Source organism: Comamonas badia DSM 17552, assembly GCF_000484635.1.
GTDB lineage: Bacteria > Pseudomonadota > Gammaproteobacteria > Burkholderiales > Burkholderiaceae_C > Comamonas_C > Comamonas_C badia.
Map to the genome: position 1 here is coordinate 19,466 of NZ_AXVM01000001.1, position 12,530 is coordinate 31,995.

Sequence of the window (12,530 nt, forward strand, 5' to 3'; positions counted from 1 at the left end):
GGAAATCATGAGCAATGATGCCAACTCATCGCCCCTGCTGCGCGACGCCCTGGCCTTTGCCAAGACCAACTGGTGGCTGTTCCTGCTGGGCGGTGTGCTCTACATCCTGTTCGGCGTGCTCGCACTGGCGCGGCCGGCCGAGGCGCTGCTCGCGCTGGCGGTGGTGTTCGCCGCGTTCCTGCTGGTGGACGGGATTTTCAGCGTCATCCGCGCACTGGGCGCCAAGGGCGCCGACGGCCGCTGGTGGGTGTTCTTCGGCGGCCTGCTCAGTATCGGGGTCGGGCTCTACGCGCTGCTGGGGCCGGTCAACACGGCGCTGCTGTTCGTCTACGTGATCGCCTTCCAGGCCATTCTGTTCGGCGTGTCGGTCTTCATGTTCGGCGTCAACATCCGCAAGGCCGTGAACGGCGAATGGGTGCTGTACCTGACCGGCATCGTCTCGGTGCTGTTCGGCCTGCTGCTGGTGGGGGCGCCGGGCATCGGCGGCCTGAGCGTGTCCCTGATGGTGGGCGGCTGGTCGCTGGTGATCGGCATCCTGCGCGTGCTGTTCGCCTTCCGGGTGCGCAGCCTGGTGCGCCACGCGACCCGCTGAGCGCCTCAAATTTCTGCAACACAAGGAAGGCGCTGCCTGCGACCTACCCACACCCGTTGAAACACCAAGAGCACCAGGTTCAGACCACGTAATCAAGAACCACCATCTGCGTCGTGCGGGCTGCGACAAATTGGCGCAATGCATCATGCTCAGGCGTGGTCTGGTAGTGGTCGTGCGCCTGCACGCCTGAAAAATCGGCCACGATGGCATGGGTGAATTGCGGCGAGCGCTTCGATGCGTTGACGACCAAGCGCATCCGTATCAAACCCGGCACCACCTGCTGGAGCAATTCACAGTGGTGCTCGATGAAGGCCCGGTCGCTCTCGCTCAAGGCCTGCTTGAACCCCATCAGCACGAGGTGGTGAAACATCAGCTTGGCGCTCAGGAAATGGTGAGACCACCATCCACCGACAGGATGTGCCCGGTAGTGGAACGCGAATCATCGCAAGCGAGGAACAGGGCCGCCTTGGCCACGTCTTCGGGCGTCACCATGCCAAACAGCTGATTCTGGGCCGACAGGTTGGTGGCGTCGTTGTTGGCCATCATCTTGAGCACCCGCTCGGTCGATGTGGCGCCGGGCGCGATGGCGTTGACCCGCACATGCTCGGCCGCATATTCCACCGCCATCGAACGCGTCAGCGCACTGACGGCGCCCTTGGCGGCCGTGTACCTGATGGCCTGCGTACTGCTCAGAGGCAATGCCTTTGCCCGCATCGTGCGCGGCTGGGATGGTCAAGTGAGGGAACTGTGGCCCCTGAACCCCGACAACGTGACGGTGCAACGCACGGCATCCGGCCTGGTGTACGACCACACGAAGGACGGCGTTCTGACCCGCCTGCTGGCGCATGAAGTGCTGCACCTGCGCCACCGCCTGGGCGACGATGGCGTTTTGGGTATCTCGCCTATTGCTGCCGCGCGTGGCGTGGTGGAACTGGCCCAAGCCGAGAACGAGCATGGTGTGAGCACGTTCCGCAACGGCGCAAAGATGCTGGGTGTTCTCAAGTTCCCCGGCAAGCTCAAACCCGAGCAGCGCCAAGCCATCGCCACGAGCTGGGCCAGCCAGCATGCAGGCGGGAGCAATGCAGGCCGCACCGCCAGCGGTACAGAATCACGGCCATCATTCAAGTGAAGTCCAACAGGCGCGAGACTCAGTTGATGGTGAAGTCGTGAGCAATTGCAGTAACCATGCAGTAACGGGCCAGAAACAACGAAGCCACCGCAGTGGGTGGCTTCTTGTAAGTTGTTGATTTTTATGGTGTTTATCTGGTCGGGGTGAGAGGATTCGAACCTCCGGCCTCTACGTCCCGAACGTAGCGCTCTACCAGGCTAAGCTACACCCCGATTGCTCTGCATTCTCTCAGCAAGCTCACACTCGCCGCTCAAGCAACTGAGCCGCTAATTGTAGCAGGGCCCGGGTGTAAAAATTCGCCGGGAGTGCAGACAATGCCTGCATTGCCAACTGTGCCTGTGCCTGTGCCGCGGCCCGCGTGGCGCTCATGGCATCTGTCGCGCGCACGACGCCTGCCACCGCTGCCAGTTCGTCGGTGGATCCAGTCTCTATCACCCTTCGCAGCAGCGCTCGCTGCCCCTCGTCGCCACGCTGCATCGCTATGATGAGCGGCAACGTCATCTTGCCTTCACGCAGGTCATCGCCGATGTTCTTGCCCATTTCATGTGCATCGCCTTCGTAATCCAATGCATCATCTATGACTTGGAACGCCGTACCCAGTGCCTGCCCGTAATCGGCACAGGCCTGTTCAACCAGGGCATTGCTGCCAGCAAGCACCGCAGCCAGGCGCGCACTGGCTTCGAACAGTTTGGCTGTCTTGGAGCGAATCACTTCCAGGTACCCGGCCTCGGTAAGACTGGCGTCGTGCGTATTCACCAGTTGCTGAACCTCGCCCTCGGCAATCACGTTGGTCGCGTCTGCGAGAATTTCCATCACCCGCATGTCGCCAGTTTGCACCATCATCTGGAAGGCGCGCGAGTACAGAAAATCGCCGACAAGCACGCTGGCCGGGTTGCCAAAATTTTCATTCGCCGTCGCGTGCCCGCGGCGCAGGGTTGAGCCGTCCACGACATCGTCATGCAGCAGTGTCGCGGTATGGATGAATTCCACCACCGCTGCCAGGTTGAAGCGCCGGGCATCCCGGTGTCCCAGCGCGCCGGACATGAGCAGCAGCAGCGTGGGCCGCAGGCGTTTGCCGCCCGCCTGAATGATGTATCGCGCCACCTCGCCTACCAGAGCCACTGAAGAACCCAGCCGCGCGGCAATGACCTTGTCCACTTCGCGCATATCATCGGCGATCAAGGCCAAGGCGGCGGATGTGCTGGGTGCAGGAGCGCTCAAGGAAGAACTCACGAGGTTGGTGGACAAGTCCGGCGAATTATATGAAGCGCCGCCAATTGCGCGCATCTCTACGGTGCCGCAACTTGGTCAATGATGCGGTATCCAGTACAATCAGCGGTTCTGCAAAAATTCGTTTGCAGATCTCACTACATAGAGGTTTACATGTACGCGGTCATAAAAACCGGCGGCAAGCAGTATCGCGTTGCCACCGGCGAGAAAATCAAGATAGAACAGATTGCTGCGGAAGTAGGCCAGGAGATCGTGCTGGATCAGGTTCTGGCTGTCGGCAACGGCAGCGAGATCAAGGTCGGCACGCCCCTGGTGTCCGGAGCGCGCGTGAAGGCAACGGTGGTGGCCCACGGCCGCCACGACAAGGTTCGCATCTTCAAGATGCGCCGGCGCAAGCACTACCAGAAACGCCAAGGCCATCGCCAGCAGTTCACCGAACTGCAGATCGGCGCGATTGCCGCTTGAATACAGGGGATTGAACCATGGCACACAAAAAAGGCGGCGGCTCGACGCGAAACGGGCGCGATTCCAAGCCCAAGATGCTCGGTGTGAAGGCTTACGGCGGTGAACTGATCAGCGCCGGCTCCATCATCGTGCGCCAACGTGGCACGCGCATCCACGCCGGCACCAATGTCGGCATCGGCAAGGACCATACGCTGTTTGCGCTGGTCAATGGCCATGTGTCCTTCAGCATCAAGGGCGCCTTGTCCAAGCACACGGTCAACATCACTCCAGCCTGACGCTGGTATCCTGACTCCTCGCAAAGCCCCGAGCCATCGGGGCTTTGTTGTTTGGACCGCCGCACCGACTCACTACACTCGCACACCATGAAATTCGTGGACGAAGCCTTCATCGATATCGCTGCCGGCGACGGCGGTAACGGCTGCGTGTCGTTCCGCCACGAGAAATACAAGGAGTTCGGTGGCCCCAATGGAGGCGACGGCGGGCGTGGCGGACATGTCTTCGCCGTTGCCGACCCCAATCTGAACACGCTGGTGGACTACCGCTTCGCACGCCGCCACGAGGCCCGGCGCGGCGAACACGGCATGGGCTCGGACATGTTTGGTGCGGCCGGAGACGACATCACGCTCAGGATGCCGGTCGGCACCATCATCACCGATGCCGACACCGGCGCCGTGCTGTACGAATTGCTGGAGCCGGGCAAACCCCTGCTGATCGCCAAGGGTGGCGATGGCGGCTTTGGCAACCTGCGCTTCAAGAGCGCGATCAACCGGGCGCCGCGCCAGAAGACACCTGGCTGGCCGGGCGAGAAGAAAAGCCTCAAGCTCGAACTCAAGGTGCTGGCCGATGTCGGCCTGCTGGGCATGCCCAACGCGGGCAAATCCACCTTCATCGCCGCGGTTTCCAACGCGCGGCCCAAGATAGCCGATTACCCATTTACCACCTTGCACCCCAACCTGGGGGTGGTGCGCGTGGGGCCCGAGCAGAGTTTCGTCATTGCGGACATTCCCGGTCTCATTGAAGGCGCCTCCGAAGGCGCGGGCCTGGGGCACCAGTTCCTGCGCCACCTGCAGCGCACCCGGCTGCTGCTGCACATCGTGGACATGGCGCCGTTTGATGAAGCAGTGGATCCGGTAGCACAGGCCAGGGCCATCGTCGGCGAGCTGAAAAAATACGATCCCACCCTGCACGCCAAGCCACGCTGGCTGGTGCTCAACAAGCTGGACATGGTGCCTTTGGATGAGCGCGCCACCCGCGTGAAGGATTTCGTCAAACGCTTCCGATGGAAGGGGCCGGTATTCGAAATTTCAGCGCTTACGCGCGAGGGTTGCGAATCGCTGGTCAGGGCGATCTATCAGCACGTGCATGCTGAACAACTCGCCGGACAGCCCCCAGCCGAAATCGACCCACGCTTCGCCGATGCCGGCGATCGGTCTCATTGAACTATTATTTCGATAGTATTTAGCGCACGCTCAACAAGCGTTGCAGCGATTTTTCATGAAAAACCCAAGCTCTTCGCTGCGAGATGCACACCGCATCGTCGTCAAGGTCGGCTCCAGCCTCGTGACCAACGAGGGGCGCGGGCTGGATGCGCAGGCGATCGGTGAGTGGGCCCGCCAGCTTGCGGCCCTGGTGCGCGGAGAAGCCGGTATCCCGCGCGAAGTCATCATGGTCTCCAGCGGCGCGATTGCCGAGGGCATGAAACGCCTGGGCTGGCGCACCCGCCCCAGCGAGGTGCGCGAGCTGCAGGCCGCTGCAGCCGTCGGGCAGATGGGCCTGGCACAGATGTACGAAACCAAGCTGAGCGAGCAGCGCATGCCCAGCGCGCAGGTGCTGCTTACGCACGCCGACCTCGCAGACCGCGAGCGCTACCTCAACGCCCGCTCCACGCTGCTGACCTTGCTGGAGCTTGGCGTGGTGCCGGTCATCAACGAAAACGACACGGTGGTCACCGATGAAATCAAGGTGGGCGACAACGACACCCTGGGCGCGCTGGTCACCAATCTCGTCGAGGCCGACGTGCTCATCATCCTCACCGACCAACAAGGCCTGTACGCCGCCGATCCACGACGCGAACCCGATGCCGCGTTCATCCATGAAGCGCAGGCCGGCGACCCGCAGCTTGAAGCCATGGCGGGCGGCGCGGGCTCATCGATCGGCAAGGGCGGGATGATTACCAAGATCATCGCTGCCAAACGCGCCTCCGGTTCGGGCGCGGACACCGTGATCGCATGGGGGCGTGAACCCGACGTGCTGCTGCGCCTGGCGCGGGGCGAATCCATCGGCACGCTGTTGACCGCGCGTACCCACAAGCACCAGGCGCGCAAGCAGTGGATGATGGACCATCTGCAGCTGCGCGGTTCGGTCACTGTGGATGCAGGCGCCGCTGCGGTGCTGCGCGAGGCCGGCAAGAGTCTGCTGCCGATCGGCATGGTCGCCGTTGAGGGAGAGTTCGTGCGCGGCGACGTGATCGCGGTACGCGATGCCGACGGCACCGAAATTGCCAGAGGTCTGGCCAATTACGCCAGCGCCGAGGCGCGTCTGCTGTGCCGCAAGCCGTCTTCCGAATTCGAACGCCTGCTGGGCTACGCGGCTGATCCGGAAATGGTGCACCGCGACAACATGGTGCTCACACAGGGCTGATCGCGAGCCAGCCCACTTCTTATTGGATGGGCGGCCGCACTTCCGCATTTTCCGCATCCGTATGGGGATCCGGGTCAAAGCTGGCGCCTGGCGGAAGTTCCACACCCGGATGCACCAGCATGGAACCCGATCGATAGGCGTTGGCGTAATCTGTTCCAGCATGGTCGCGCCCGCGCATGCTGGAGCGCAGATAGCGATTGCGCTGCAAGGTGCGCGGCAGAAAGCGCGAAAGCTCGGTCAGAGCCAGTTCGTATACCCCGCGTTTGAACTCCACCACCACATCAAGCGGCACCCAGTAATCGTTCCAGCGCCAGGCGTCAAACTCCGGGTGGTTGGTGGCGCGAAGGTTCAGATCCCAATCATTGCCCGTGAGCTGCAGCAAAAACCAGATCTGTTTTTGTCCCTTGTAGTGTCCGCGTGCATCCCGGCGGATGTAGCGGTCCGGCACCTCGTAGCGCAACCAGTCCCGCGTACGGGCAACCACACGCACGTGGTGGGCCAACAGTCCCACCTCCTCGTGCAGTTCCCGGAATATGGCCTCTTGCGGGCTCTCGCCCCGATCGATGCCGCCTTGCGGAAACTGCCAGCTGTGCGTACCTAAGCGCTTGCCCCAAAATACCTGGTTTCTCTGGTTGAGCAGAACGATGCCGACATTTGGCCTGAAGCCTTCCCTGTCGAGCATAATCTGACCCCAATTCTTGCAAATTGAATCCATTATGCACGCTTGCATTTCTGCGGCAAGCGCGGCCGCTCCGGACAGCAAATTCACGCGATGAAAGCCTCCCAATTTTTCATTTCCACCCTCAAGGAAGCCCCTGCCGACGCCGAGATCGTGAGCCACCAGCTGATGATGCGCGCCGGCCTCATCAAGAAGCTGGGGGCTGGTATTTACAACTACATGCCCATGGGCCTGCGCGTGATCCGCAAGGTGGAGGCCATCGTCCGCGAGGAGATGAACCGCGCGGGCGCGGTGGAGTGCACCATGCCCGTGGTGCAGCCGGCCGAACTCTGGCAGGAGAGCGGACGCTTTGAAAAAATGGGCCCCGAACTGCTGCGCATCAAGGACCGCCACCAGCGCGATTTCGTGATCCAGCCCACGAGCGAAGAGGTGGTGACCGATATCGCCCGCCAGGATCTGCGCAGCCACAAGCAGCTGCCGAAGAATTTCTACCAGATCCAGACCAAGTTTCGCGATGAGCGCCGCCCGCGTTTCGGCCTGATGCGCGGGCGCGAATTCATCATGAAGGATGCTTACTCCTTCGACAAGAGCCGCGAGGCCGCGCAACTGAGTTATCAGGCGATGCGCGCAGCCTACAGCCGCATCTTTGATCGCTTCGGCCTTTCGTATCGCGCGGTGCGCGCCGATTCCGGCGCCATCGGCGGCGATCTGTCCGAGGAGTTCCAGGTGATCGCCGCCACGGGCGAAGACGCCATCGTCTATTGCCCGCAGAGCGGCTACGCCGCCAACATGGAAAAAGCCGAAGCTGCGGCTCCTAACCGCGCCCGCCCTGCCCCCGCACAGGCGCAAACACTCACGCCCACACCCGGCAAAAGTACCTGCGCACAGGTGGCCGAGTTCCTGAGCCTGCCGCTGACGCAGACCGTCAAGTCGCTGGTGCTCGCCACCGACTCCAGCAGCGATGCGGGCGAGGCCATCGGCAGCAAGGTTTGGCTGCTGCTGCTGCGCGGCGACCACGACATGAACGAAGTCAAGGTCACCAAGGTGCCAGGGCTGGATGCGGGTTTTCGCTTCGCCACTGTCGCTGAAATCGAGGAGCACTTCGGCACCAGGCCTGGATATCTCGGGCCGCTGCACCTCGCCAAACCCGTCACCATCGTGGCCGACCGTGAAGTCGCCGTGATGGCCGACTGGGTCTGCGGCGCCAACCGCGAGGACCATCACATCACCGGCGTGAACTGGGGCCGGGACCTCCCTGAACCTGCGCTGGTAGCCGATTTGCGCAATACGGTGGCGGGTGACCCTTCGCCCGACGGCCAAGGAGCACTGGCGATCGAGCGCGGCATCGAGATCGGCCATATCTTCTACCTCGGCACCAAATATTCAAAGGCGATGAACGCCACCTTTCTCGGCGAGGACGGCAAGCCCGCATTCTTTGAAATGGGTTGCTATGGCATCGGTATTACGCGCTTGCCTGCCGCTGCGATCGAGCAAAATCACGACGAGCGCGGCATCGTCTGGCCTGATGCGATCGCACCTTTCACCGTAGTGCTTTGCCCCATAGGCATGGACCGCAGCGAGGTTGTTCGCAACGCGGCGGAAAAACTGCATGCGGATTTGATGGCAGCAGGTGTCGATGTCATGCTGGACGACCGTGGCGAGCGCCCCGGCGCCATGTTCGCAGACTGGGAACTCATCGGCGTACCGCATCGCGTGGTGCTCTCGGACCGAGGCCTCAAGGAGGGCAAGGTGGAATACCAGCACAGGCGCGCGAGTGAAGCCAGACAGATGAATCTGGCAGACGTCGAGCAATACCTTCTGGACCATATCGGCAGGCAATGAACGGATTGGGAACCACACGCAGGCAATGGCTGCTGGCACTGGGCGTAGGCCCGGCCGGTTGGTTGGGCCTGCCTTCGGCGGCACATGCAGGGGGGCAGATTGAGGAACCCCTGGTTGATTCGGTACACAGTGCCTTGAGCGCCGCCGTCACCGATCTGGCGCCGCCCGAGCCGATCTTTGCCAGCACCGAGGGGCGCATCACCTACCTTCGCTGGCTGGGAACGATGAGCGAGCGGCTGCGCGCGCGCAAGGCCAGTTGGGAGCAGCGGCGCGATTTCCTTCAGACCGTCTGGTACGAGTCCAAGCGTGCCGGCCTGGATGAATCACTGGTGCTGGGCCTGATCCAGGTGGAGAGCGCTTTCCGCAAATTTGCTGTGTCATCCGCCGGCGCACGTGGCTACATGCAGGTCATGCCGTTCTGGTCACGCCTCATTGGCGACGGCGATGCGGGCAAGCTCTTTCACCTGCAGACCAATCTGCGCTTTGGCTGCGTGATCCTGCGCCACTACCTGGACCGTGAAAACGGCGATTTGTACATGGCGCTGGGCCGCTACAACGGCAGCCGCGGCAGGTCGCCCTACCCCAATGCGGTGTTCGCCAACCAGCGGCACTGGAAGCTTCAGGAACCGGCGCGCAGCGCCTGAGATCCGTCAGCAGGCGGTTGGGCCGTTGGCAGCCGGGTGACCATCACCTGGTCGATGCGGTAGCTGTCCACGTCCAGCACTTCAAATAGATATCCGCCGAATTTCACGCTGTCGGTGCGTCGCGGCACGCGCCTGAGCATCACCATCAGAAAGCCGGCCAGCGTTTCATATTCATCCGCGCAGGGCAATTCGTCGAGCTGCAGTGCGTGCAGCACATCCTCGATCGGCGCCACGCCGTCGATCAGCCAGGAATTTTCATCACGGCGCACGATCTGCTCCTCGTCCGCCGGGCTCAGCAGGTCACCCATCACCGTGCTCATCACATCATTGAGCGTGACCACGCCGACCACGCGGCTGTATTCATTGACCACCACCGCGAAGTCCTCGTGCGCCTGGCGAAACTGTTCCAGCACCTCGGCCAGCGTCAGCCGGTCGGGCACGATCAGCACCTTGCGCACCAGGCGCTCATCGGCCAGCGTGATGGATTGGGCGTTGAGCAGGCGCTGGAACAGATCCTTGGCATCCACATAGCCCACCACATGGTCGATATCACGCTCGCACACCGGGTAGGTGGAAAAAGGCTCGGCCGCAATGCGCGCGCGGATCACCTCGTCCGGGTCGTCGCGCAGAAAGTAGGCGACGCGCTCACGCAGCGTCATCACCGACGCCACGGCCCGGATATCGAGCTCGAACAGATTGGCGATCACCTGCTGCTCACGCTCGGCGATGGCGCCTGCCTGCGTTCCTGCCTCTGCCAGCGCGAGGATATCTGCGGTGGTCACACGGTCATCGCGCTGGCTGGGCAGCCCCAGCATCCGCAGCAGGATATCGGCTGTGCGGCTGTAGAACCAGACCAGCGGCTTGAACAGCACCACGCACACGCGCATGGGCCGCACCAGCCGTACCGCCAGTCTCTCGGGCTGAGCCATGCCGATGCGCCGTGGCAACAGATCAGCAAACAGAATGAAAAAGGACGTGACCAGCACAAACGATAGTACAAAACCCAGTGTGCGCGCCAGTTCCGGCTCAAACCATGGCGAAAGCAGCCCGGTGAGCCCCGCACCAAAAGCGTCTTCACCAACGATGCCGCCCAGGATTGCCACCGCGTTGATGCCCACCTGCACCACGGTGAACCAGTCGCCCGGCTGCTCCTGGGTCTGCAGTACCAGCATGGCGCGCGTGTCGCCCTCATCCGCCATCTGGCGCAGCCGCAGGCGGCGCGACGCAGCCAGGGAAATCTCCGCCAGCGAGAAAAACGCGCTCAGAGCGATCAGGATCGCAATCAGGAGCAAGCTGGCGGAGGGCGTCATGCGCTCAGCGCCTCCAGGAGGTTGCGACGATGCCCCCCACGATGAGCAAGAAGGCGATGCCGTGGTAGGTGTGCGGCATTTCACCCAGGAAGGCCGCGGACATCACCGCCGCGAACAGCGGCGTGAGGTTGAGAAAAAACCCCGCCAGCACCGGCCCGCCCTGCTTCACCCCCTCGCCCCAGAAGCGGTACGCCAGCACGGCCGGGCCGATCACGATGAACACCAGCGCCCCCACCAACGGCCAGCCCCAGATGATGGTGCGGTAGCCTCCAAGCGTCCATTCAGCGGCCGCGAATGCGCCCGACCAGCCCACGCCAAACACCATCTGAGCCATCAGAAAACCGCTCCAGTCGGCGCGCAGCGCCCGTGGTTCGCTGGTGCGCATCAGCAGCCAGCTATAGAACGCCCAGGCAATGGTGGCCAGCACCATGTACAGATCACCCGGCACCAGCCGCAGCGAAGCGAGCTGCTGCCAACTGCCGCGGCTGAGCACCAGCAACACGCCCGCGATCGACAGCAGCGCGCCCACGATCTGGCGCCGCGCCACGGGCGTGCGGAAAAACAAAACGCCCACCAGCAGCATCCACACCGGCAGGCCGGCGGCCACCAGCGTCACGTTCACCGGCGTGGAGGTCTGCAGAGCCAGGTACTGCAGAGCGTTGTAGCTGCCTATGCCGAGCAGCCCCAGCAAGCTGTAGCGCCGCCAGTGCGGCCACAGCGCACTGCCCGGGCGCAGCACCTGCCAGGCGACGGGCAGCAGCACGATGAAGGCAAACAGCCAGCGCAGGAAGTTGAGCATGGATGGCCCGACCAGCGCATGCACCGTTCGTCCGACGACGGCATTGCCGGCCCACATCAGTGGCGCCGCGGTGAGCATCAGGAGGGTGGAGGGGCTGATCCGTGTCTGCATGAAGGCACCGACTGTAACGGGCCAAAGCATCGCCGACACAAACCGCTGGCAAACATGGCACGATAGGCCATTGCCATTCAGACCTTACGGAGACAGCACCCATGGTACGCACCATCGAAATCCGCCAGACCGGCGGCCCCGAAGTCATGCAGATCGTCGACCGCCCGGTAGGCGAACCCGGCCCCGGCGAGGTGCGCATCCGCCACCATGCGATCGGCGTGAACTTCGTCGATGTCTATTTCCGCACCGGCCTGTACCCCAGCAAATTGCCCAGTGGCCTGGGTGCCGAGGGTGCGGGCGTGGTCGAAGCGGTCGGCAGCGGCGTGACGCATCTCACCGTGGGCGACCGCGTCGTCTATGCGGGCGGTCTCCAGGGTAGCTACAGCGAGGCGCGCGTGATGCCGGCGCTCACCGTCTGCAGATTGCCCGGCGCCATCACTTTCGAAACCGGTGCAGCAATGATGCTCAAGGGCCTGACGGCGCAATACCTGCTCAAACGCTGCCCGCCGGCCGAGGGCCTGCACGCAGGCGATTTCGTGCTGCTGCATGCCGCCGCGGGAGGGGTCGGCCTCATCATGTGCCAGTGGGCACGGCTGCTCGGGCTGCAGCTCATAGGCACGGCCGGCAGCGACGCCAAGTGCGAACTGGCCCGCGCCAATGGCGCCGCCCACACCATCAATTACAGCACGGAGGATTTCGCCGCCCGCGTGAAGGAAATCACCGGCGGGCGTGGCGTAAAAGTGGTGTACGACTCGGTCGGCAAGGACACCTGGGAAAGCTCGCTGAACTGCCTGCGGCCCTTCGGCTTGATGGTGAGCTTCGGCAGCGCTTCCGGTCCAGTACCGCCGTTTACACCGGCCATGCTGGCTGCCAAGGGTTCGATCTACGTCACACGCCAGACGCTGTTCACGCACATCGCCACGCGCGAGGCCACGCAGGCCATGGCCGACGATCTGTGCTCGGTCGTCGCCAGCGGCGACGTGAAGATTCACATTGCCCAGCGCCATCCACTGGCCGACGTGCAGCAAGCGCACCGCGACCTGGAGGCGCGCAAGACCACCGGCTGCACCATCCTGACGCTGGCGTGAG

The 12,530-nt window shown here is 63.1% G+C and carries 15 protein-coding genes and 1 tRNA gene; 9 read left to right on the forward strand and 7 right to left on the reverse strand.

The genetic code is table 11. From position 1 onward, the window contains the following. Positions 1 to 7 precede the first annotated feature (7 nt). Positions 8 to 592: an HdeD family acid-resistance protein gene (locus K320_RS0100095; protein WP_024536873.1), complete on the forward strand. Its 585-nt coding sequence runs from the start codon at positions 8 to 10 to the stop codon at positions 590 to 592. A gap of 79 nt (positions 593 to 671) precedes the next feature. Here K320_RS0100095 and K320_RS0100100 read toward each other — a convergent pair whose 3' ends face one another. Both K320_RS0100100 and K320_RS0100105 read right to left on the reverse strand, forming a co-directional pair. Next, complete coding sequence (locus K320_RS0100100) at positions 672 to 962, reverse strand: Dabb family protein (protein ID WP_024536874.1); 291 nt, start codon at positions 960 to 962, stop codon at positions 672 to 674. A gap of 11 nt (positions 963 to 973) precedes the next feature. Further along, positions 974 to 1,291: an SDR family NAD(P)-dependent oxidoreductase gene (locus K320_RS0100105; RefSeq protein WP_245593802.1), complete on the reverse strand. Its 318-nt coding sequence runs from the start codon at positions 1,289 to 1,291 to the stop codon at positions 974 to 976. Between K320_RS0100105 and K320_RS0100110 the strand changes: the two genes are divergently transcribed. After that, positions 1,266 to 1,721 (forward strand): phage portal protein, encoded by a 456-nt coding sequence (locus tag K320_RS0100110; RefSeq protein ID WP_051384805.1) that lies wholly within the window; start codon positions 1,266 to 1,268, stop codon positions 1,719 to 1,721. The two genes, K320_RS0100105 and K320_RS0100110, sit on opposite strands and share 26 nt — an antisense overlap. A gap of 135 nt (positions 1,722 to 1,856) precedes the next feature. Here the strand turns inward: K320_RS0100110 and K320_RS0100115 are convergent. Both K320_RS0100115 and K320_RS0100120 read right to left on the reverse strand, forming a co-directional pair. After that, positions 1,857 to 1,933: transfer RNA gene (locus K320_RS0100115), tRNA-Pro, on the reverse strand. Between the two features lie 25 nt (positions 1,934 to 1,958). Further along, positions 1,959 to 2,942: a polyprenyl synthetase family protein gene (locus K320_RS0100120; RefSeq protein WP_024536877.1), complete on the reverse strand. Its 984-nt coding sequence runs from the start codon at positions 2,940 to 2,942 to the stop codon at positions 1,959 to 1,961. Positions 2,943 to 3,104: 162 nt separating this feature from the next. Here K320_RS0100120 and rplU point away from each other — a divergent pair, with 162 nt between their 5' ends. From rplU to proB, 4 genes are all read left to right on the forward strand, one after another. Beyond that, on the forward strand, positions 3,105 to 3,416 hold the full coding sequence (gene rplU / locus K320_RS0100125; RefSeq protein ID WP_024536878.1) for a 50S ribosomal protein L21: 312 nt from the start codon (positions 3,105 to 3,107) through the stop codon (positions 3,414 to 3,416). 17 nt (positions 3,417 to 3,433) lie between these two features. Further along, a complete protein-coding gene (gene rpmA, locus K320_RS0100130; RefSeq protein WP_024536879.1) occupies positions 3,434 to 3,691 on the forward strand; it encodes a 50S ribosomal protein L27 in 258 nt (85 codons plus the stop codon). A gap of 87 nt (positions 3,692 to 3,778) precedes the next feature. Next, positions 3,779 to 4,855, forward strand: a complete 1,077-nt coding sequence (cgtA, locus tag K320_RS0100135; protein ID WP_024536880.1) for an Obg family GTPase CgtA — start codon at positions 3,779 to 3,781, stop codon at positions 4,853 to 4,855. Between the two features lie 55 nt (positions 4,856 to 4,910). Then, positions 4,911 to 6,056, forward strand: coding sequence for a glutamate 5-kinase (proB, locus tag K320_RS0100140; protein WP_029695656.1), 1,146 nt, complete (start codon positions 4,911 to 4,913; stop codon positions 6,054 to 6,056). A gap of 19 nt (positions 6,057 to 6,075) precedes the next feature. On the opposite strand, the gene K320_RS0100145 is transcribed toward proB, so the two are convergent. Continuing rightward, entirely contained in the window at positions 6,076 to 6,738 is a 663-nt protein-coding gene (locus K320_RS0100145) for an RNA pyrophosphohydrolase (protein WP_024536882.1), read from the reverse strand. Between the two features lie 90 nt (positions 6,739 to 6,828). Here K320_RS0100145 and K320_RS0100150 point away from each other — a divergent pair, with 90 nt between their 5' ends. Next, positions 6,829 to 8,577 (forward strand): proline--tRNA ligase, encoded by a 1,749-nt coding sequence (locus K320_RS0100150; protein ID WP_024536883.1) that lies wholly within the window; start codon positions 6,829 to 6,831, stop codon positions 8,575 to 8,577. Further along, positions 8,574 to 9,221: a lytic transglycosylase domain-containing protein gene (locus K320_RS0100155; protein ID WP_024536884.1), complete on the forward strand. Its 648-nt coding sequence runs from the start codon at positions 8,574 to 8,576 to the stop codon at positions 9,219 to 9,221. The genes K320_RS0100150 and K320_RS0100155 overlap by 4 nt, the downstream gene beginning before the upstream one ends. Here the strand turns inward: K320_RS0100155 and K320_RS0100160 are convergent. Beyond that, the gene (locus tag K320_RS0100160) at positions 9,197 to 10,531 is read right to left on the reverse strand and encodes a hemolysin family protein (RefSeq protein WP_024536885.1); all 1,335 of its coding nucleotides are present in this window, start codon (positions 10,529 to 10,531) and stop codon (positions 9,197 to 9,199) included. The genes K320_RS0100155 and K320_RS0100160 overlap by 25 nt on opposite strands. A 4-nt stretch (positions 10,532 to 10,535) precedes the next feature. Then, positions 10,536 to 11,441: a DMT family transporter gene (locus K320_RS0100165; protein WP_024536886.1), complete on the reverse strand. Its 906-nt coding sequence runs from the start codon at positions 11,439 to 11,441 to the stop codon at positions 10,536 to 10,538. 101 nt (positions 11,442 to 11,542) lie between these two features. On the opposite strand from K320_RS0100165, the gene K320_RS0100170 reads away from it, so the two are divergent. Then, positions 11,543 to 12,529: a quinone oxidoreductase family protein gene (locus tag K320_RS0100170; protein WP_024536887.1), complete on the forward strand. Its 987-nt coding sequence runs from the start codon at positions 11,543 to 11,545 to the stop codon at positions 12,527 to 12,529. Position 12,530: the final 1 nt, after the last annotated feature.